The sequence below is a fragment of the Faecalispora jeddahensis genome (genome assembly GCF_000577335.1).
GTDB classification, from domain to species: domain Bacteria; phylum Bacillota; class Clostridia; order Oscillospirales; family Acutalibacteraceae; genus Faecalispora; species Faecalispora jeddahensis.
This window is the reverse complement of record NZ_CBYL010000005.1, coordinates 112,590-133,583: the sequence shown is the minus strand read 5'-3', so window position 1 is coordinate 133,583 and position 20,994 is coordinate 112,590. Positions and strand designations below refer to the sequence as shown.

At 40.0% G+C, this 20,994-nt stretch carries 18 protein-coding genes; 10 read left to right on the top strand and 8 right to left on the bottom strand.

Annotation, left to right across the window (positions count from 1 at the left end):
• Nucleotides 1–360 (bottom strand): SulP family inorganic anion transporter (locus TY09_RS03590; RefSeq protein WP_042431280.1); only part of this gene is annotated, 360 nt, incomplete at its 3' end.
• Between the two features lie 597 nt (nt 361–957).
• Here TY09_RS03590 and TY09_RS03585 point away from each other — a divergent pair.
• From TY09_RS03585 to TY09_RS03570, 4 genes are all read left to right on the top strand, one after another.
• A complete protein-coding gene (locus TY09_RS03585) occupies nt 958–4,698 on the top strand; it encodes a TniB family NTP-binding protein (RefSeq protein WP_042431278.1) in 3,741 nt (1,246 codons plus the stop codon).
• A 77-nt stretch (nt 4,699–4,775) separates the two neighbouring features.
• Nucleotides 4,776–5,948: an HAD family hydrolase gene (locus TY09_RS03580; RefSeq protein ID WP_042431276.1), complete on the top strand. Its 1,173-nt coding sequence runs from the start codon at nt 4,776–4,778 to the stop codon at nt 5,946–5,948.
• 883 nt (nt 5,949–6,831) lie between these two features.
• Nucleotides 6,832–7,449, top strand: coding sequence for a hypothetical protein (locus TY09_RS18240; RefSeq protein WP_147584589.1), 618 nt, complete (start codon nt 6,832–6,834; stop codon nt 7,447–7,449).
• A 274-nt stretch (nt 7,450–7,723) separates the two neighbouring features.
• Nucleotides 7,724–8,230 (top strand): hypothetical protein, encoded by a 507-nt coding sequence (locus TY09_RS03570; RefSeq protein ID WP_052335547.1) that lies wholly within the window; start codon nt 7,724–7,726, stop codon nt 8,228–8,230.
• Nucleotides 8,231–8,659: 429 nt separating this feature from the next.
• Here TY09_RS03570 and TY09_RS03565 read toward each other — a convergent pair whose 3' ends face one another.
• Nucleotides 8,660–9,169 (bottom strand): hypothetical protein, encoded by a 510-nt coding sequence (locus TY09_RS03565; protein ID WP_042431272.1) that lies wholly within the window; start codon nt 9,167–9,169, stop codon nt 8,660–8,662.
• A gap of 203 nt (nt 9,170–9,372) precedes the next feature.
• On the opposite strand from TY09_RS03565, the gene TY09_RS18235 reads away from it, so the two are divergent.
• A complete protein-coding gene (locus TY09_RS18235; RefSeq protein ID WP_147584587.1) occupies nt 9,373–9,561 on the top strand; it encodes a hypothetical protein in 189 nt (62 codons plus the stop codon).
• A gap of 233 nt (nt 9,562–9,794) precedes the next feature.
• Entirely contained in the window at nt 9,795–10,298 is a 504-nt protein-coding gene (locus TY09_RS03560) for a hypothetical protein (protein ID WP_042431270.1), read from the top strand.
• Nucleotides 10,299–10,419: 121 nt separating this feature from the next.
• On the opposite strand, the gene TY09_RS03555 is transcribed toward TY09_RS03560, so the two are convergent.
• A complete protein-coding gene (locus tag TY09_RS03555) occupies nt 10,420–10,704 on the bottom strand; it encodes a GlsB/YeaQ/YmgE family stress response membrane protein (RefSeq protein ID WP_035316551.1) in 285 nt (94 codons plus the stop codon).
• Between the two features lie 654 nt (nt 10,705–11,358).
• On the opposite strand from TY09_RS03555, the gene recQ reads away from it, so the two are divergent.
• The 3 genes from recQ to TY09_RS03540 all read left to right on the top strand — a co-directional run bounded on the left by recQ (nt 11,359) and on the right by TY09_RS03540 (nt 15,723).
• Nucleotides 11,359–13,581: a DNA helicase RecQ gene (recQ, locus tag TY09_RS03550; RefSeq protein ID WP_042431268.1), complete on the top strand. Its 2,223-nt coding sequence runs from the start codon at nt 11,359–11,361 to the stop codon at nt 13,579–13,581.
• 265 nt (nt 13,582–13,846) lie between these two features.
• Nucleotides 13,847–14,896: a 16S rRNA (cytosine(1402)-N(4))-methyltransferase RsmH gene (gene rsmH / locus TY09_RS03545; RefSeq protein WP_042431266.1), complete on the top strand. Its 1,050-nt coding sequence runs from the start codon at nt 13,847–13,849 to the stop codon at nt 14,894–14,896.
• A 110-nt stretch (nt 14,897–15,006) separates the two neighbouring features.
• Nucleotides 15,007–15,723, top strand: coding sequence for an SDR family oxidoreductase (locus TY09_RS03540; RefSeq protein WP_042431264.1), 717 nt, complete (start codon nt 15,007–15,009; stop codon nt 15,721–15,723).
• 76 nt (nt 15,724–15,799) lie between these two features.
• Here the strand turns inward: TY09_RS03540 and TY09_RS03535 are convergent, their stop codons facing one another.
• The 4 genes from TY09_RS03535 to vanR all read right to left on the bottom strand — a co-directional run bounded on the left by TY09_RS03535 (nt 15,800) and on the right by vanR (nt 19,384).
• Nucleotides 15,800–16,291 carry a VanZ family protein gene (locus TY09_RS03535; protein ID WP_187119574.1) on the bottom strand — a complete coding sequence of 164 codons (492 nt, stop codon included), beginning with the start codon at nt 16,289–16,291 and terminating at the stop codon, nt 15,800–15,802.
• Nucleotides 16,292–16,502: 211 nt separating this feature from the next.
• Nucleotides 16,503–17,462 carry a D-alanyl-D-alanine carboxypeptidase family protein gene (locus TY09_RS03530; RefSeq protein WP_042431262.1) on the bottom strand — a complete coding sequence of 320 codons (960 nt, stop codon included), beginning with the start codon at nt 17,460–17,462 and terminating at the stop codon, nt 16,503–16,505.
• A 97-nt stretch (nt 17,463–17,559) separates the two neighbouring features.
• Nucleotides 17,560–18,696, bottom strand: coding sequence for a sensor histidine kinase (locus tag TY09_RS03525; protein ID WP_243267334.1), 1,137 nt, complete (start codon nt 18,694–18,696; stop codon nt 17,560–17,562).
• Nucleotides 18,686–19,384 carry a VanR-ABDEGLN family response regulator transcription factor gene (gene vanR / locus TY09_RS03520; RefSeq protein WP_042431260.1) on the bottom strand — a complete coding sequence of 233 codons (699 nt, stop codon included), beginning with the start codon at nt 19,382–19,384 and terminating at the stop codon, nt 18,686–18,688. Before vanR ends, TY09_RS03525 begins: the two co-directional genes overlap by 11 nt.
• Before the next feature lie 504 nt (nt 19,385–19,888).
• On the opposite strand from vanR, the gene TY09_RS03515 reads away from it, so the two are divergent.
• Complete coding sequence (locus TY09_RS03515; protein ID WP_042431258.1) at nt 19,889–20,368, top strand: SecDF P1 head subdomain-containing protein; 480 nt, start codon at nt 19,889–19,891, stop codon at nt 20,366–20,368.
• A gap of 186 nt (nt 20,369–20,554) precedes the next feature.
• On the opposite strand, the gene TY09_RS03510 is transcribed toward TY09_RS03515, so the two are convergent.
• The gene (locus TY09_RS03510; protein WP_042431256.1) at nt 20,555–20,797 is read right to left on the bottom strand and encodes a hypothetical protein; all 243 of its coding nucleotides are present in this window, start codon (nt 20,795–20,797) and stop codon (nt 20,555–20,557) included.
• Nucleotides 20,798–20,994 lie beyond the last annotated feature (197 nt).

The window sequence follows — 20,994 nt, the reverse complement described above, 5'->3', positions numbered from 1 at the left end:
CCCTAAACGGAAAAGCCCCGCCAGTATGAGCATAAGGCCTGCCAATAAAGACGCAGCAAATAAGGTGTCTAATCCATAACGGGCTGCCAAAGGAACCAAAATGGCTGTCATGGCGCCGGTAGGGCCAGAGATTTGAAAGGATGCGCCAGAAAGGGCAGAAATAATAAAAGCAGAAATAATTGCCGTAATCAGACCAGCAGCGGCATCTGCACCACTGCCTACACCAAAGGCCAATGCCAGCGGTAAAGCAACAGCCGCAACGGTAATCCCCGAAAGAAAATCCTTGCGCAGTGCTGTGGGCCCATATCCGTTAAACTCTCTTTTTAAATCTGCCGCGTAATCCGTTACCAAGTGAAACAATTGACTCCCTCTTTCTTAAGCTGATCATATCAATCCAGACCTTTAGAATGATAGCAAAATGCGTGGGGGGTGTCAAATAAGCTGTTGCGCTCTTAAATAAAAAATTATCAAGCAACATGAAATGATTCATACAAGTTTTAACTTTTGTTCTTAACTTATAATCATATCATCTAAACAGTAAAATCTAGAAAAGAAAAATACCCAAAGAATTTTTACTCGTAGTCAATTCTTTGGAAACATCAATAGTTTCACACAGGAAAACTAATTTTCAAAAAAGAACTCCGTAAAGAAAGAGAGCCACTGAAACAAGCTAACGTTTCAGTGGCTCTCTTTCGTTTTCCGCTCTGTTTTGGGGTGTTTCGGCACATGCTAAAACTTAATATGGATACTAAGTGGATACCTCAAAACGAATAACAACTTTCTCTTATTATGTATCATATATTCATATGTAAAAAACCAGATAAATTCTCATTTTTAGTTGATTTATAAGATATAAGAAAGTAAAATGGAATTAATGCTAATATTTGGTATTTAGTTCTTATTATAGCAATTATGGGAAGTTGAAAATAATGATTCGAATCAGGGGGATGCGGCATTATGGCCAACATTGAAAGCATAAAACAAAAAATACTTCAATTAGATGCAGGTTCGTTTCAAAATCTTTGCGATTCTTATTTATATAAAATTGGCTATCCTAATATAGTTTCTTTTGGCGGAGAAGCAGGTACACGGAAAACTACCCCTGGTACACCTGACACTTATTTTACTACATCAGATGGAAAGTATATTTTTGTAGAATATACAACCCAAAGACAAAGCTTATTTACAAAAATTAAAGATGACCTTGTAAAATGTTTAGATGAATCAAAAACAGGCATTACTCATGATAAAATTGCTGAAATCATTTATTGCCATACTTCATTCAATATTACGCCTTCGCAAGATAGTGAAATAAAAACTCTATGTGAAGATGTTGGAATTAAACTTACAGTAATTGGTATTGATAAACTCGCAGAAGATTTATATCTTCTTCATCATATTATTGCACGAGATTTTTTGGGAATATCAATAAGCACAAACCAAATTCTATCATTTGATGATTTTGTTAAGGATTATAACTCGAACAGAATGGCGGCGCCAATTGATACTGAATTTTTGTTTAGGGATAAGGAAATTGAAAGTATCGATAAAGCTTATAAAACAGTTGACATTGTAATACTGAGTGGTGCGTCAGGTACGGGAAAAACTCGATTGGCTTTGCATTATGCAAAAAATCACTCAGATACTTATAATGAGAAATTTTATTGTATCCATAGTAATGCTTTGCCAATTTATGAAGACTTGAAGCTTTTTATAGATAATCCTGGGAACTATTTTCTTTTTGTTGATGATGCAAATCAATTGTCAGGATTGCAACATATAGTTCGTTATGCAACTCTGAAACCCGAAGGATATAACGTAAAAATACTTATTACGGTGCGTGATTATGCACTTCAAAAGGTAACGAACGATATTCGGGAAATCGCTTTTTATAAAAGTGTTAATATTAGCGCATTCACGGATGATGAAATTAAGAAATTACTTAAAACAACATTAGAAATTACCAATCCAGATTATCAAGAAAGAATCATAAGAATTGCGGAAGGTAATGCCCGAATCGCCATACTTGCAGGAAAAGTGGCTTGTAGTTCAAACCGTTTAGACTCTATTAATGATGTATCACAATTGTATGAAGATTATTATGGCTCTTCTTTAGAGAAACATCAATTACTTATTGATAACAGTATGTGTATAACTGCTGGTGTAGTTGCATTTTTGGAAGCAATCCATTTAGATCATATTGATTCGTTTCTGCCAATTTTACAGGAAAAGGGATTATGCCGAGATAGTTTTATTGAAAACATCCGTAAACTTCATGAACAAGAAATTGTTGATATTTGTAATGACAAAGCGGTTCGCTTTTCTGAACAGTGTCTGTCCAATTATTTACTTAAACATGTTTTTTTTGATAAAAAGCTACTCAGCTTATCAGCAATGATTAAAGCCTGTTTTCAGAATTATAAAGAGCGAACAATCTCGTCCATTAACACTCTGCTCAATATTTTTAGCAAAGAAGATCTTCTTTGTTTTGTTGAGCAAGAAATTAAAATGCTGTGGGATGAATTATCAAGAGAAGAATCTTCAGATTTCTTTGAATTTGTCAAAGTGTTCTTTCGCATTAATCCCACTAAAGCACTTTTAATTCTGCAAGATAAAATTGAACTTGAAGAAACTGTACTTGTTGAAAGCTCTGACATTGATACCGAAACGGGAAAAAACTATCAGAGTGTAACAAATAATATTATAGAAATCTTGGGTGGATTTGCAGATACGGCTGATTTGCCAACGGCGTTAGATTTGTTTTTTCAGTATTATTTAAAACGCCCGGATTTGTATATGCAATTCTATCACACAGTTAATCAAAATTTTGGGATAAAAAAAGACTTCATGAACGATGGGTGTTCTACACAAATAATTTTTTTTGAAAAAATAAAAGAATATTCGGATGATTGGAAACGTGAATCTGTTGTTGTTCTTTTTTTGGAAGTAGCAAAAGAATTTTTAAAAGTGCATTTTACCCCAACAGAAGGGGGGCGAAAGAATGCATTTATTATCTATCAAATCCCATTAATCATATGTGATGGTGTTGAAAAATATCGAGAAATCATTTGGCAATCCTTATCTTCCCTTTGTAAAATCGATAAGTATAAAGAAAAAGTCAGACAAGTTCTCAATTCTTATGGTGGTAAGATTGAAGAAATAAGCTTTCCTGTTTTACAATTTGACTTGACCTATATTAAATGTATTTTAGAAACTGATTTTCCAGCAAATGAATTACGAAATTGCCTTTTAGCAGAAAATTTAGTACAAGTTTTTACCTATATGAATATCCCTTGTGAATCAGCGTTTTCTGAATACTTTGAAGAAGAAAATTTTCTTATATATCGCCTTTTAAAAGGACCAGATTATAAAGAAGTTGGGTATGAAGAGCATGGAAAATTAAAGAGAATGGCAATTGAACAATATGTTTCTAATTGTAATTTGCTCATGTTGCAGCGCTTAATTGATGTATGTAATGATCTCAATTATCTTGATGGCCATACAGCTTGGAAAGTTGGAGAGGGGCTTGGCATGGCCTTTGATGCCGTTTCAATCAAAGAAGATTGTTTTGTTGATGCAGTTAAGTATTACATAGAAAAAGATACGCCAAACAATTTGCATCCGTATCGAATAATAAATGTGCTTTTTTCTATATTGCCTGATTCAGAAGTATTCTGTTTGATTAACAATGGAGAATACACGCAAAAAAATATGTGGCTGTACGCATATTATCATGAATTGCCATCAGAGTTTATTACAGAAGAGCATCTACAGGGACTTTATGACTTTTTAGCTGATACCTCTGATGGGGCTATTACTTCATCTTCATTACGCGATATGGATTTTTTAGAGAAGTACAGTGTAATTGATAAAGATGCTTTCATAAAAGGGTGTAAAATCGTTTTAGCTAAGATAGAGTACTCGTCCTTTATGGTGAATATTTATTTTGATTTGCTGTTTAATCATATGCATAATACACCTAGGGCAGTTGTACAAAAATTTAAGGGTAACTTCGAATTGCTCGAAGAAATCTATTTTGTAATGCTGTCATATGATAACAATCATGATTATGAGGGCAAATTTTTAAAAGAGCTCTGCTTAATTAAACCATCGGTACTGGACAAGTATATTGATTATTTAGTGAGTGAAAATCGTGGATCTTTTAGAGATTCCCATGAGCAACATCGCTGCTTTTTTCAACTAGATAATTTCTTGGAAATTTACAACAAAATTTTTGCAGGATTAGTAGCTAATTGTCGGTTTCCGAAGATGTCTGTACCACTTTTTTTAGAATCCATCTTGTTGCCTTTTCAGAATAAAGAGGACTTGTTGCAAAAACAAGATGAATGCATAAAGGATTGTATCAAAATCTTTTCTACCAATACAACAAAAATGCATTTTTTATTTTCAGTCATCGCTAAGTTAAACATTGATAGAAAAAAAGAATATTTTGCACTGTTTCTTGAAAATAATGAGTCATTTGAAGACTTTAAGAGAATCCCTTTAACTCCTTCATTATGTAGCTGGTCAGGGAGTGCAGTCCCAATGATTTCCAGTAGGATTCAGTTTCTTGAATCATTACTTCCAGGTTTCACCGGTTTAAAGTGGATAAAGCACAAACATCATATTGAAACGGAAATTGATTATTTAAAAAAACGAATTGAATCTGAACAAATTGAAGAGATTCTAAGAGGATAAGACCAAATTTACATTAGGCATCAGTATGGGAACTTCACTTCACATTATTGAAAAACGGCTTAAGTGAGGTATTAAATATGAGCAAAAAAGAATTTGAACGGGAAAACAAAGAAAAGAGACCTGTACTTGCTATTTGCTACGATTTTGACAAAACCTTATCACCAGATGATATGCAAGCGCAAGGTTATATTCAATCGGTAGGGTATGACGTAGGAGATTTTTGGACTGAATCCAATGAGCTGGCTGAAAGCAACGAGATGGATCAAAATCTGGCATATATGTACAAAATGGTTCAAGAGGCAGAGGGAAATATAATTTTTAAAAAAGAGACGCTGGAGGACTATGGTGCGAGGGTTCATTTGTTTCCCGGCGTGGAAGATTGGTTTAAAAGAATATGCGAATATGGGATAGCCCAAGGCGTTATTGTTGAACACTACATTATTTCTTCTGGGCTGAAAGAAATGATTGAAGGGACATCTGTCGCCAAGAAAGGTGCTTTCAAAAAAATATACGCAAGTTCATTTTACTACGATCCAAAAACCGGAGTTGCAAAATGGCCGGCACAGGTCGTAAACTACACAAATAAAACGCAGTTTTTATTTCGAATTGAAAAAGGCGTCTTGGATATCAACGATCAAGGCGTTAATGATTCTTTTGCTCCCGAAGAAATGCGTGTACCATTTCGCAATATGGTTTATATTGGTGACAGCGATACAGATATTCCTTGCATGAAACTCGTAAATTCATATGGTGGACATTCAATTGGTGTTTATAATGCTGAGACAAATGATAAATCCAAAGTTTATAAGATGATGCACGATAACAGGATTAAGTACTATGCTCCCGCTGACTATTCCGAAGGAACGGAATTGGACAACTTGGTAAAGTCAATTATTAACCGTACAGCTGCCAATGAGGTTTTGGAGAATATTTACTACCAATGTAAAAGGGAAAACTTAGAAGCTGATAAGCAAAATAGTGAAGAAGGTCGCAAAAAAACAGACTTATTAATTGCACTGGAAAGCAGCAGAAGTTTTGCAACGACACATTCCACAATAAAAGAACTTAATAGATTTGATAATTGGACGTTAGACGAAAAGGAACTACTATTTAAAATTGCAGTTGAGAATAGCCAAGTGTTTTATGTTTTGCGCGATTTGGATATAAAACTTTTCTATCAAAACCTACTTAAGAGTATTCCAAGACTTACGGAAAACGCAAGAAAAGTAAAGGATAAAATTGAAAAATGAAACTGATGTGGTGTCACGACCAATTTCAGTTTTGTAGAGGGAATTCAGGGTAGTATTTGTAGCCTGTTAAGTTTCTTATTATGTTTATAATAAATAGACAAAGAATCTGTTTAGTAGTGATAGAATGTTATATAGTGGAAAATAAAGCAATGAGCCACTGGAGGGTTATCCTTTTGGATGCCAGGAGAGAAACGAAGTACATGTCAGAAACACATGCGGTTAATAATTAGCCCGAAATATTTTTTCCGGGGTCTTACATATTTCCGGTATAACCAGTATCTCCTCCCAGGGACAGGCTGTTAAAACGCGAGCCGATGCCATCAAGGTTCGCGACGTGGAGGTGCTGGGTCAGAGTCAGACAGTAAGCAAGGCCGCTCAGACCATCAAATTCACCTTCCAAACCGTGTTAAAAGCATATCCAGAAAGACTTGAGGATTGCATCGAGCAGTTCAATATATTAAGCCGCGAAGAGAGAAGCGACAGTGTGTTCCGTAGCAAAGTAGTTCTTGATATAGGAGACAGGCCGCTCTACCTTGGCATCTCCACCGGGACTACCGAAAAGCTAAAATCCCTTGACCGTCTGTCGGATATATGTCATTTGAAGAATGGTGACATTCGCTGGGTAGATGGGAACACCTGTATTTATCCATGCTCAGATAAAACATCGGATTAAACGATTTGAATTTGAATTCACAGATTATCTGTTACAACGAGCCCTTTCCAGAAATGCAGGGAGATATTGTTTTCGTCGATTATGATTTGAGTTCATGGCGATATATGAATGATGATCCCTACGTGTCATCCAATATCTGCCTTATATTATGGGACAAAAACCATTGCCACAAAACAGTGGAATTGTAATTAAAAGTAAGAATGGTAATTCGTGATGCTGTTTTTAAAGGGGATGGGAAGTGCTTATAGAGGAGAATGGAAACCAGATACAAACAAGCCTAATGATGTAATACTGCGTGGTACTCCAAATTCAATTGCACGTTATTGGATTCCAACTCGGAAAGATGGATATTTTGTTGTAGTTAAATATGATACTAGAGGCTATGGAATCCAAGTACGCCACTATACAGATCATGGACGCCCAGACAAGCATACCAATCCTCATGGCCATTTTTATCAATATGAAAATTCCACACATGCGTCTGAGCTCATAAAACCACATACAAACTACTTTGGCGGTATTCCGAAAATCAAATCCTTTTATGGAGGGAAGAAAATGTTTCAATATCATGAGGATGCACTTCGCTTTAAGACACTTGATGAGTTTAAACAGTCAGTAAAAAACGGCGGGGAACTATCCTTTGAATGGGATGGAATTGATTATGGCATTTTCTTTTGCGAGAATTCTTATGTTCTTTGCCTTTTGCAGCCGTATGGAAATGAAGAATGGAAGTATGAAACTGTGGAAGCCTTGCTAAATCACTCTTTTGGTGGTGTGATACTTCATGATATTGTAAAGGAAATCAAAGTGATTGACCGCATCGTTTAATGATTCCACAGTTTATTGGATAGATAGCAGAAAAAATATCGTCACTATGGATGATTCATTCTGAGTACGAATCGCCCGCACCGGCATCAGAGTCGTCAAACTTGACAACTCTGATTTTTTTCTGCTGTTTTTTCGATTTGCTCGTTTATGCTACTTTACTTAACTTAACAAATAGATACTATAATAACACTCGCAGACCCGCGCATTGATGTGGATTTTTTTCCTTCATCCGTGTATGATAGTTTCATCAAGCCAAAAAGACAGGAGTATAACAATGCCACACGATGAACACTGCGGCTGCGGCTGCAACCATGAGTATCCCCGCCAGACTGATGCCCATGCTGTGCCGGTTGAGGTGACGGAAAACCAAAAGGACTTTCTCCATCAACTCGGCCACAACCATTATCTGCCCGTGGCCCGGTTCACGATAAAGGATAGCCGGGAGGAAGATTTTGTCTCCACCGCCCTGGCGCCGGTTTTCCTGCGCTCGGCAACCGACGACATAGAGACGGTCAAGGAGGCAGGAGCCTTCCTGCAAAGACTGGAAGACTTAGGCCTTGTCACCCTGGATTACGACATTCCTCTGAATGGGTACGGTTATGAGGAATACAAGGCAAGCGCGCTCTACGAGTATTTCTGTGCAACGGTGGCGGAGGGGGCCTCCAGACCCAACTTTTTGGTCAATACCCCGGTGTTGGAGCTGGGCAGCATAGCGCTGACTGAGGCCGGGGAGCAGATTGCCGCCGCTCATTGTGACCACAATCACCATCACCACGGGTAGGGAGATTGAAAAAGCGTTTTGTTGGCGGAACGCCTTTAGAAACCCCTCTGGATGATTTCGTTTTGAATGGAAAACACCACTTTTTGATTGTCTAAACCTTGATTTTACAGGATTTTTTATGTAAGCACTGTAGTACCACTCGCACCAAATGTTAAGCCCGGGAATCCGCATCAATGTGGGTTCCCGGGCTTTCATTTCTCTTAAAAATACCGTTTGGAGGCTTTATTGGGAGGTTACGCGTGAAATTTCAGGGGCAGGGCAAAGGCGATCGTCTCCGATGCCGTGGCCTATACTTTCTCAAAAATATGGGCGTAAATGTTTGTTGTAGTGAATACCTGAGAGTGACCCAGGGCGGTAGAATCCGTCTTAACATCCACGCCGTTTGTGATCAGCAGCGAAGCATTCAGATAAAGTAAAGAGCAGGAGAATCTAATGATTCTCCTGCTCTTGCTGTTCCTTATCCCATTTGTCTTTTAGAGCACTTAAAAATACAGGTAGTTTCGAAGTGCTTAAGGGGATAAATATCGCACTGTCAGTGATGTCGATGTATGCAAATTTATCATCTGTATGTATTTGTATGATATCCTTAATACTAATTTTTTTAACTGTGTCATTTGTCGAAAAGATGATTTCCTCATCAGACAAATAAAGGGTCTTATCATTTGTAAAAAAATCTTTCCCAAGCTTCATGATGTTCGCTTTCGCTTGTTCCTTCACAATAATGTTATGTAATTTATAATTCAAAAAAATCACAGCAATTAAAATAAATGCAAATTCAATAATGACCTTTACCGATGCGTGACTGGCTGCTAAAATCATTATGAAAAGCCCGGTAAGAAGCAACGCAGCTATGGTAAGAATTCTCTTGTTGTTGTTTTTTGCTGACCTCAAAGCAAATTCAATATAATCGCATTCAGTAAAGTTGTATGTTAGTTTCATTTCCTCGCTTCCCTATGCCAATATCTTACCATTTTGCTGTAATTTGTCAATGCGCTCTTGGCATGAAAAAAGCAAGTGATTCTATTTCTATTCTAAAAGTGGACAATACAGAATGAATTGATCCCGCAGAAGTAAACAGGGAGTCTGCAGGATTTTTTTCTCCTGATTTTGATCGGACTAATATACAATAAGCTGGTTTGTAAATGCCTGCTGTGACTGCTTTGGAGGCATCAACTCGTTTAAAAGCGGTGAACGCAAGTATGAGCTTTCAACTGATGGATTTCGATGTGCAGGAAAATGCGAACCGAACAGCTGCTTTTTATATTGACGATAGAATAGTCCTTATCCTTGGTGAAGAGATACAGCAAAATGGTATCAAACATAGAATTTGATTTCATGTAGATTTGATGTACGGTTTAAGTTGATCAGTAAGGGGAAGGGGTTTTGATTAACGGTCCCGAACAATTATTAAGACAACAGCCATCAAAAAGCAGTGATCCCCTCAGCCGGATGATTTCGGTTGAGGGGATTTTGTATTGATTAAAATATGTTCTCAGATAAGAGAACTCCCTTATCTGGATTTATGTTATAATACAAGCGAGTAATAGGAGGGGGGGGAGTAGTAATGAACGATAATTGGATGTCTGTAATATCCGCTTTATTAGGTACAGTTTTGGGATACTTTCTAAATTTTATGAAAGAGTATTTTGAAAAGAGATTTCAGACAATTGTATCCTTTAGAGATGGAAACGCATCTCATAGAGAATCAAATAAAATATCATTTCAAGCATATTTTGATATAATAAATAAAGGCCACCAAACCGAATGTGTTAATGAAGTCCTTGTGCAGCTTCTTGCAGTAGAATCTGATTATCAAGAATATTTTCGACCGACAATTGAATTAGTAATAGAGCATAAAGATGTATCGAACAGTGTAATTTTGATTCCACCAAATCAGGCGCTGACTTTAAAGCTTTCTGTACAATTAGAGAAGGATATCAATAATCATTTATTATTTGGAAATATTGAAAAAGCATTATCGTATGACGCAATCGCCTGTTTTAAATTCCTGAATAGAGACAAGGAGATAACGTGCGATATCCCTGTTTTTGCAATAATGGAAGCTTGATAGAGATAAATTAATTCTCAAAATAAAAAATCCCCGCCGGCTAAAAGCTACCAGAGTAAACAACAGAAGAGCCCGTGGATTTCATCCAGTGGGCTCTTCTGTTTTATTGTCTATGAGGAGGTTATCTATTAATAGGTTGATCCGCGTTATCATGTCTTGATTTCTGAACAAGATTAATAATTAACAACAGAATGATTGATCCTATTATTGCTACAACCAAGCTCCAAAGATTAAATCCAGTAAACCCTACACCAGTGATAAGGTTAAATACGAACCCGCCAATAAATGCACCTGCAATACCGATGCATACATTAGCGAAAGCCCCCATTTCTGAATTTTTACCAACGATCATACTGGCGATCCATCCTGCTAACGCACCTAATACAATCCATGTAATGATGCCCATATGATTTCATCTACTTTCTAAATTATATTTTTGTCCAGGTCTTTCTCTACTTAGAATAACCGATTGATAAAAATTTATGAATTTATCAATCTAAATAAAAACCTTCTCAATCAATATTTCTTCCATCCGAGGATGCATTTTATACAGGCCTTCGAAAAAAAATCAATTTTATAAGAAAATAGAAGAGGCATAGTCCATAATAGAGTGTGTTTTTATTTGAGGATTGCAGCAATTGCCGCAATAGACAATCCTAAGGGAATCTCTCTTTTGATGAGGGAAGATGATTATGTATTCGAGGTCATTGTAATAATAATATGCGATCTGACAAATTTTGCAATTCTGCGATTTTATATTTATTTTGTTGTAATTGGGTATATCCGGTAATATAATGAATTTAAGGTGGATGATTGAAAATAGCGAATGACAGATTCTGGAAGTCATGCGAAGCTCGGTATGAAATTTTAAATGTATGGGGCTTGATAGGGACATGTGATTTCATAACGATTAATAAGGGATTGTTTGAAACTTTCCCTAACACAAACGATTTAAATTGCTTATGCTGTTTATGACAGACAAGGCAGATAATATTAAAATGACCTGTTTTTATATAAATTCTATTTGTACTAAAAAATAATCAAGAAGGATCTCTTAAATATGTCCAAAGAACAAATATTAAAGCAATATTTCGGATACATAGCCTTTCGGGAAGGGCAGGAAGCATTAATTGATCACATCGTTGACGGGGATGACGTTTTAGGGATTATGCCGACCGGCGCCGGCAAATCCATTTGTTTTCAAGTCCCGGCAATGCTTTATGATGGTATTACGATTGTCGTTTCTCCCCTGATCTCACTGATGAAAGACCAGGTGCAGTCTTTGATTGCAAATGGAATTCCGGCTGCATATATCAATTCATCACTGAGTGCAAATCAAACGCAGAAAGCCATTGAAAATGCCCGGAACGGGAAATATAAAATCATCTATGTCGCGCCCGAACGGTTGGATGTGGATGAGTTTGTTTCATTTGCAAGATCGGCTAATATTGCTATGGTTACGGTTGACGAGGCACACTGTGTATCCCAATGGGGCCAGGACTTTCGGCCCAGCTACTTAAAGATCACCGAATTTATTGACAAACTGCCGAAAAGGCCGGTAATATCCGCGTTCACAGCGACGGCGACTCGTGAAGTAAAAGACGATATCATCAAAATATTAAGACTGAAACAGCCTTTTATTGCGGCAACCGGGTTTGACAGAGAAAATTTGTATTTTGAAGTGCAAAAGCCAAAAGACAAATATCAAGCCGTTATCCGTTTTCTTCAAAATAACCCGGATAAAGGCGGCATCATCTATTGCGCTACCAGAAAAACAGTGGAACAGGTATGCGGCGACCTGCAGAACGATCATTATAACGCCACACGCTATCACGCCGGGTTATCGGAGTCTGAACGCACAACCAACCAGGATGATTTTTTGTACGACAGAAAAACGATTATGGTCGCAACAAATGCATTTGGTATGGGGATTGATAAAAGTAATGTGAATTTCGTGATCCATTACAATATGCCCAAAAATATCGAGAGCTACTATCAGGAAGCAGGAAGAGCGGGACGCGACGGCACAAATGCAGACTGCATTTTGCTTTATGGCGGACAGGATGTGATCACGAATCAATTTTTAATCGATCACACCAGCGAACAAAATGAATTGGATTCTGAAACCCTGGAGCTCGTAAAAGAAAAAGAGCGGGAACGGCTGAAGCAAATGACCTATTATTGCCACACGATGGATTGTCTGAGGTCGTATATTTTGCGATATTTCGGAGACCGATCGGGCAATTATTGTGGGAACTGCAGCAACTGTAAGCAGAATTTTGAAACGGTCGATATATTGGATTACAGCAAAAAGATCGTCTCCTGTATCTATCGGATGCGTGAAAGATATGGCGTCCAGATGTTGATTGACACCTTACGTGGCAGCCGCGGTGAGAAAATACAAAATCTTCATTTAGATCAACTGTCGACCTACGGTATTATGAAAGAGGTTCCGCAAAGCCGTATCCGCGAAATGATCAATTATCTTGTCATCAATGAATATATTGTCCTTACGAATACCGAATTTCCGGTCGTGAAACTGGGAACGAAATACAAAACGCTTTTAGATTCTGATCAACCGATCCTTATGAAAGTGGTGAGAGAATCTGAGCGTGCACAGAAAGAAATGAAATCTGGTAATTCGAAATCCAGCAAGTATGTTGGGGAGATCGACCAGCACCTGTTCGCAGAGCTGAAGGGTCTGCGGTTTCAAATTGCGGAAGAAAACAGGGTGCCGGCATTCGTTGTTTTTTCGGATGCGACACTGCTTGATATGTGCAGAAAAAAGCCGGTGAATAAAGACGATATGTTGGCGGTTTCCGGCGTAGGTGAAGTGAAATTCCAGCGCTACGGCGAACGGTTTTTAAAGATTATATCACAGAATAGCGCCGTGACGGCCAATGTGGGGCAACCCATTTCGGCGGATTCCGCACCATCCATTGGGGAGATATGTGAATATGTAAAACGGTCGTTTGTTCCGTCTGTGGAAGCTGTTCCGGTGTCGATTCTGACCGACATGCTGAATTCTCTGCTATTGCAAAAGGGGGATTACAAGCTCAGTGCAATTAAGCTGACAAACTTCTTCATGAAAAAGGGCTTGCTGCAGCCAGAAAACGTGGAAGGAAAAGGTAACCGGGTTGCAACGGAACTTGGAAAAGAACATGGAATTGCCACTGTGGAAAGAACCAATTCCGCTGGGAACGCTTACAGGCAAAATTTATATCATCAACAAGCCCAGCAATATGCCGCAGACCATATCGAAGAATTGATCGGCGGTATTTAAAAATATGGCCCGCTAAAACAACTCGGCTTGGAACTCATACGGCAGATACAAGCCGGTATGCGTTTCTGAATGAAAAGGAACTGTCTCTCGAATAAATATAACACGCAGTCCAGCAATTTGTATTTGACAGACGAGTATGGATTGCAAATTGTGTTTATAATCAGGACAAGCGCCTCATAACAGAACGATACTACACACGGCTATTGATTTTGAAATCATCCGTAATGAAGATAAAGATAACAGGAAAGAGATGGAGAGGAATCCAATGGATTATCCGGAACAGAAGCATCAACGACGTGTTCGATATAAAGGAACTCATCCAAGAAACTTTAAAGAAAAATACAAAGAACTTCAACCGGAAAAATATGCAGATACGGTAGCAAAGATTCTTCAAAAAGGCAATACCCCTGCCGGTATGCATATATCCATATGTGTCAAAGAAATATTGGGTTTTTTGCAAATCAAACCCGGACAAATTGGGTTGGATGCAACCCTGGGATATGGTGGCCACACATTAGAAATGCTAAAATGTTTAGAGTCAAAGGGGCATTTGTATTCCCTTGATGTAGACCCGATTGAATTATCCAAGACGACAGAACGCTTACAGCGTTTGGGTTATGGTCCAAATCTGTTAACTACCAAGCTGCTGAACTTTGCCAATATCGATCAAGTTGCCGCTGAAGCAGGCCCGTTTGATTTTGTGTTGGCGGATTTGGGTCTGTCGTCTATGCAGATAGATAATCCGGATAGAGGGTTTTCCTATAAAAAAGACGGGCCATTGGATTTGCGATTGAATCCTCAAAAAGGAATATCCGGTGCGGAGCGCTTAAAAGAGATGACGCAGGAAGAAATAGAAGGGATGTTGATTGAGAATTCGGATGAGCCCTATGCGGCCCAAATCTCCAGAGCGATTATTTCTCAAATGAAAAAGGGGGCTGATATTTCGACGACAACTCAGCTCCGACAGATTATTGAAGATGCGCTCAAATTTATTGCGAAAGATCAACGCAAAGAATTAACTCGGAAATCATGCCAAAGAACCTTCCAGGCATTGCGGATCGATGTGAATAGTGAATTTGAGGTATTATATGAATTTTTAGAAAAACTTCCTAACGTCCTTTCAAAAGGCGGGCGTGTCGCCATCCTGTCTTTCCATTCGGGAGAAGACAGACTTGTCAAAAAATCTTTTAAAGCATTGCTGCGTGAAGGCGTTTACAGTGAGATTTCAACTGAGGTGATCCGGCCATCAGCGGAAGAATGTAATAGGAATAGCCGTGCCCGCTCAGCAAAATTGAGATGGGCAATAAAAGCGTAATTCGATGACTGTTCAGGGATATAAAACGTTCCGATTCACTTTTGCTTCCCATTCTGTTGATGATGTAAAAACTTTCTCACATCACTTTTCTGGCAGGAAAGGAGATCCCTATGTTTCAGGATAAGATCGCCGTTGTTACCGGCGGTGCAAGCGGTATTGGAAAATGCATCTGTGAAGAGTTCGAAAAGCGTGGCACAAAGGTCTGCGTCATCGACATACAGGACAATCCTTATTTTGTGGGCGACATCGGTGACGAGCAGACCTTAAGGCATTTTGCTGATACCGTGATCAAACAATACGGGCATGTTGACTATCTCATCAATAATGCCCTGCCGCTAATGAAAGGGATCAATGCTTGCAGCTATGACGAGTTTAATGATGCGCTTCGTGTGGGGGTCACTGCTCCTTTCATGCTGACACAGTTGTTTCTAAAGTATTTTGCACCGGGAGCGAGCATTGTTAACATTTCCTCCAGCCGTGACCGTATGAGCCAGCCGTTCACAGAAAGCTATTCCGCTGCCAAGGGAGGAATTTCTGCCCTTACCCATGCGCTGGCTGTCAGTCTTGCCGGGAAGGTCAGGGTCAATTCCATTTCTCCCGGATGGATCGATACAAAAAACAATCATTACCGCGGGGCCGATGCAAATCAGCATCCTGTCGGCAGAGTCGGAACCCCTTTGGATATTGCCAATATGGTGCTGTTTCTTTGTTCGGAACAATCCGGCTTTATTACTGGTGAGAATATTTGTATAGACGGAGGAATGACACATCAGATGATCTATCACGGCGATTTTCGTTGGCATTTGGAGACTGTGGATGAATCCTGAAATCCATTTTTTATTGTTTCTGAGATGAAAAAATCCCGCCCATTTTAAATGGGCGGGATTTTTGGAAAAGGCTCTGTCAGCGAAATGGATACAGGAAAAACATCCCCATAAATGCGGCAGCCATATCAAGCAAGGCTTCATGGCGTAATAGAAAAGTCTCTTTTTGATCTTCTTTTGAAATCGTAGCCTCTCCTCGAATTGCGGAGAGGCTTTTTTGCAGCAGCAGCCAAAGCAGCCATCCGGCAAACGCTCCGAGCGTATTCGTCAGCAGATCGTCAATATCTGAAATCCTGTGATTAAACAGTTGGCTGAATTCAATTGCCAAAGAAAGCAAAAATCCGCAAGATACGGTTTTCCACAACGGACGATACTGTTCCCACAGCAGAGGCAGAAAAAATCCGAAAGGAATGAAAAGCAATATGTTTTCCAGATATTGGCGAGAGTTTATCGCCAGAGAATGAAATAGGGTCAGATTGACTTCACTTGCCGGGATGTGCAGTCCCTGCCAGGTGAGAATGGCATCACTGGAAAAAGAAAAAACGGAATGGATACCCGTCAAATACAGCATGATCGCCAGAGACCAAACAAAAATCAAATTGAGAGCAAAATGCCGATAGGGGATTTTTCCTTCGGCTTTTCTGCGGTGAATCAGGAGCGGAATCTCAAATAAGAGCAGAAACGGGAGGGCATAGACAAAGCAGATCATGAGTTGTTTTATCAGCAATAAGGGCAATTTTTGATCTTCCTTTTGTAATCAATTTCAAAGACAGCGAAACCGTTTAATTCAGCCTTTGATATACTTCACGCGCGTCGTCAATGTCGTACGGTTCGGTTTTATGGTCTCCCTCTGCTCCGGCAGTTACGAGAATGTATTCCTTCCCGCCTATTTGAGCAAGACTGGCGAGGCAAAGCCCGGCCTCATCGGTAAACCCCGTTTTCCCGCCGAGAATCTCTCCGCCCGGAAGCGTCTGATCCTTCAGGCTTTGAGATAACGTGCTGGTAAAGGTAATGCCGTCCGGGTGTTTATTGGTGGCCGCTGTTGAATGGCGGGAAGAAGTGAAGATTTCCCGGAACGTTTGATTTTGGAGTGCGTAATCGAGAAGAAGCGATAAATCTTTCACGGTTGAGTAGTGATTTTCGTTTTGCAGCCCGGTCGAGTTGATAAAATGGGTGTTGCTCATGCCGAGCTGGTCCGCTTTTTGATTCATCTTTTTTACAAAGCTTTCTTCTGAGCCAGAGATTTCATCTGCAAGTCCGATGCAGCATTCCGCTCCGCTCGGCAGCAGAGCGCCGTACAGAAGATCGATGGCCGGGACTTTTTCTCCGGGCAGAAACCCCGCCATAGAGGCGTCGGCTTTATAAAGCGGCTGAAAAATGGAAGAAGAGAGTTCGATCTCTTTCTGTAGATCCGGAATATTCTCAATGGCCACAACAGCCGTCATCATTTTCGTCAGCGAAGCGGGATAAATCCTTTCGTTACCCTGCTTCTGCATCAGCACGGTTTTGTCGCTCAGCCGGACAAGAATCGCATAAGCGCTGTGCAGATCCCCTGTATCAATAGAGACAGGCGTATCGGAATTTTCGGGGATCAAAGTAAGGGACGGGCCGGAAGCGGCAGAGCGAACACTCTTTTTGATGATATCGCTCATAACGGACGGTCCGAATTGAAATGCCAGGACAGAAACAATGAAAACAAAAACAACGAACAGGCAACCGGATTTTTTCTTTCTGGAATGCAACGGTAAAACAGCTCCTTGGTTTTTTTTATTACCTCTATTCAACTATAAATTCGGCTGCCATGTTGGAATTCTATCTTATGAATCTCTTAAGATTCTCTTATGATGGGATTTTTACCGTAAATACCGTGTGCTCCGCGTCGCTTTCTGCCGTGATCGTTCCGCCGTGGGCCGTTACGATTTCTTTTGCAATGGCGAGGCCGAGACCCGCGCCCCCGGTGTTGGAAGAACGGGAGGAATCTAGGCGATAGAATTTTTCAAAAATCGTGTTCAGTTTTTGCGGCGGAATCGGTTCTCCGTGATCCGTGAAAGTGATCACGACATTTTGGTTTTGCTGCATTGCCAAAATATCGATCACGCTGTTTTCGTAGCTGTAGGCAATCGCGTTTTTCAGAATGTTGTTGAAGACGCGGGCCAGCTTGTCCGCATCCCCGTTCAGAATCAGATTTTCCGGAACATGGACAACCGCTTCCATCCCTTTGGGGATCAGCATAGGATAAAATTCGTCCGCCATCTGCCGCAGCATCAAAGAAAGATCAATTTTGCTTTTATTCAGGACAAGAGACTGTAAATTGAAGCGGGTGATATCGAAAAACTCATTGATCAATTCTTCCAGCCGATATGTTTTTTGCAGCGCGATGCCCGTGTACTTTTCTTTCTGTGTTTCCGGCATATCCGGCGCTTCATTCAAAAGACAAAGGTACCCGATCACAGAAGCCAGCGGCGTTTTCAGGTCGTGGGCAAGATACGTGATCAAATCGTTTTTTCGCTGCATTTCGGCCTGCGCAAGCTGGCGGCTGTGCCGTTCCATTTCTTTCAACTGCATCAGTTGAATTTTAAATTCATCGTATTCCCGCGGCAGAACAGGCAGAGTTTGATCCGAGATCAGAACCTGTCTCATGGCGTTCGAAATTTGGTTCATGATTTGCCTGGATTTTTTCTTTGCGGAACCGTAATAGATCAGACAGCTTAACAAAACGATCGCTGAGATTACGGCGATGGACGCAATATAGATGAACTTTTTCAAAGCAAGCCAGTTGAACTGTGTGTCGACAAAGGTACCGGAAATGCCCCAATAGGTATGTGTTTCTTCAATAATAAAACTTTTATAAATCCAATTGCTGAACATGCGATTGGCGATCCCGGTATCCAGAATATACAATACACTGAAGCTCAAAAAAATGGTGGCGATAACGATCAGAAATATCTTAGCCGGAGTATTCAGTTTATTTTTCAATTTTATAGCCGACCCCCCACACTGTTTTGATATATTTTGGATGCTCCGCAGAATCACACATTTTCTCGCGCAGGTGCCGAATATGCACCATGACCGTGTTGTTGCTGTTGCTGTAGTATTTTTCGCCCCAAACCTCCCGGAACAGCTCTTCTGAGCTTACTACATGTCCACGATTGGAACTGAGAACCCATAAAATTGAAAATTCCGTTGGCGTCAGTGACAGCGGCTTTTCGTTGAGCGTGCATTCGTGCGTATCCTGATTCAGGACCAGACCGGAAAAGGAGAGAACAGATTCTTCCGGTACCGTTTCACTGGAATTGTATCGGGTAAACCGGCGAAGCTGCGCTTTGATGCGGGCAACGAGTTCCAGGGGTTGGAATGGTTTTGTCACATAATCGTCTGCCCCAAGCGTCAGGCCGGTGATTTTATCCACTTCTTCCTCTTTTGCTGTCAGCATAATAATGGGGAAATTGTGTTTCTCCCGAATCTTCCGACAGAGGGAAAACCCATCGATGTCCGGCAGCATTACGTCGAGAATCGCAAGATCGATCTGTTCCGATTCCACGCTCCGGATGGCGTCCTCACCGTTATAGAATTTATGCACGGTAAATCCTTCGTTTTTTAAGTATACCTCTACTAAATCCGCTATGGTCTGCTCATCGTCTACGATTAAAATATCAGCGCCCATACGGTTCATCACTCCTTTTTCCGCCACGCTTTTATGATTTATCATAAGGTAAAGGGCAAAAGAGAGTCCTTTTGTTTTCCTTATGAAAGTCTTAAGATTTTATGAAGATAGTTTACATGATTGGACTTCTCTATTCACAATATATACGGAAGTGATGGAAAAAGCAATTTTGCGTGACTTAAATAATTCCCATATGGAGTATTACGCGAGAATGAACACGTTTGTGATTGCCTCCCATTCCGTTCAGAACCTGCAAATAGTTTACCACGGATTGTTTTACTATCGTTTCAGCATTTATTGAGCAACACCTGGGGCACAGAGTCACAATGATCTGCCTGACTGTCGGATTTGTTATCATGCTCAAGGGACTGCTGGTGCTGCCCTGATGCCCCTCCATCGACCAGATGTCTGGCAGAATTCGCTTCATTGACTTTTGCGGCGTTTGGTATTATGGTATCAACAGGTGTTAACGTTTAGAGATGGATAAAAGGGGAATTTGCCGCGATGAAAAAATCACTGCTGTTGCTTTGTTCCATTTTTCTTCTCAGTTTTGTTCTGAATGGCTGCACTCAGGGCGAATCCCCGGTTTCGTCTGCGGTTTTGAGCAGTGCGCCTGAAAGTTTCAGCGTCGTGCTCACAAAAGAAGAAATCTCAAAAGAGATTGTGTTTCGTAAGACTGCCGCTGCTGACGGAGACATTGTCTTGACTGGCGAACTGATTGAAAGAATTGAGGCGAAACACAGTCAAGGCCCATCCCCAAACGGATATGATATTACGTTTCATCTTACGGAAGAAGGCAGTAAACAGTTGGCCGAAGACAGTTCCGAAATCGTAAAAGAAGAACAGGAACTGTCTATTTGGGGAAAAGACGGAATTATTACCTCTGCGAAAATGACGGAACCGATTACAGATGGGACTTTTGTTTTGAGCGGTTCCTACGGCGAAGAGGAAGCGAGGCAGTACATGGATCAGTTTGCCAAATAATACTGAGCCAATCAGGTGGAATAAATAACCGCAATGAAAAGGGCGCCGGAGAATCCAGCGCCCTTTTTCATAGCAAAGGGATATCTTTTATTGAATGCCATTGACAATATATGAATTTTATGTTAATAATAAGAATGGTTTATACACATTGGTAGGATAATGTGTATAGTACTTTCGCGAATTTTCTCAATGAAGTTGTTCCAATATGAAATTCATTATTGGAGCAACTTCTTCTTTTTTGCCGACAAAGATTGCGACCAATAGAAGAATCAACAGTAATACCTCTAGAAATTTAATCACAGATTTTAAATTGAAGCTGGGAAGAAAATATTGAACTGTCTTGGTTTCGCTGATTTTTTCTTCATCCTTAGTGAACACGGTGTTATGGATTTTTTTGCAGATCACGATAGGATGAGAACTTGACTTCATAAAAATTCTCCTTTCTATGAGGAAGATGTTACGGGCTGACGTTTAAAAGAGTCCATGTTACTCACCTCCAATCCGATTTGATTTTTATATTTGAATAAAAATGACCAGTTCCTTTTTATTAGGAGTGACCTGGTCATGAATAGCACTCCGTACAGGAACAACTTGAGATTCATGGCTGTCAATACGGAGAATTTATT

Excerpts from the sequence above, each read along its gene's own strand:
- recQ (WP_042431268.1), top strand. The coding sequence starts at position 11,359 with ATGTCCAAAGAACAAATATTAAAGCAATATTTCGGATACATAGCCTTT.
- TY09_RS03560 (WP_042431270.1), top strand. The coding sequence starts at position 9,795 with ATGAACGATAATTGGATGTCTGTAATATCCGCTTTATTAGGTACAGTT.
- vanR (WP_042431260.1), bottom strand. The coding sequence starts at position 19,384 with ATGGGCGCTGATATTTTAATCGTAGACGATGAGCAGACCATAGCGGAT.
- TY09_RS03515 (WP_042431258.1), top strand. The coding sequence starts at position 19,889 with ATGAAAAAATCACTGCTGTTGCTTTGTTCCATTTTTCTTCTCAGTTTT.
- TY09_RS03570 (WP_052335547.1), top strand. The coding sequence starts at position 7,724 with ATGCCACACGATGAACACTGCGGCTGCGGCTGCAACCATGAGTATCCC.
- TY09_RS03510 (WP_042431256.1), bottom strand. The coding sequence starts at position 20,797 with ATGAAGTCAAGTTCTCATCCTATCGTGATCTGCAAAAAAATCCATAAC.
- TY09_RS03565 (WP_042431272.1), bottom strand. The coding sequence starts at position 9,169 with ATGAAACTAACATACAACTTTACTGAATGCGATTATATTGAATTTGCT.
- rsmH (WP_042431266.1), top strand. The coding sequence starts at position 13,847 with ATGGATTATCCGGAACAGAAGCATCAACGACGTGTTCGATATAAAGGA.
- TY09_RS03585 (WP_042431278.1), top strand. The coding sequence starts at position 958 with ATGGCCAACATTGAAAGCATAAAACAAAAAATACTTCAATTAGATGCA.
- TY09_RS03540 (WP_042431264.1), top strand. The coding sequence starts at position 15,007 with ATGTTTCAGGATAAGATCGCCGTTGTTACCGGCGGTGCAAGCGGTATT.
- TY09_RS03555 (WP_035316551.1), bottom strand. The coding sequence starts at position 10,704 with ATGGGCATCATTACATGGATTGTATTAGGTGCGTTAGCAGGATGGATC.
- TY09_RS03580 (WP_042431276.1), top strand. The coding sequence starts at position 4,776 with ATGAGCAAAAAAGAATTTGAACGGGAAAACAAAGAAAAGAGACCTGTA.
- TY09_RS03535 (WP_187119574.1), bottom strand. The coding sequence starts at position 16,291 with ATGCTGTATTTGACGGGTATCCATTCCGTTTTTTCTTTTTCCAGTGAT.
- TY09_RS18235 (WP_147584587.1), top strand. The coding sequence starts at position 9,373 with ATGCCTGCTGTGACTGCTTTGGAGGCATCAACTCGTTTAAAAGCGGTG.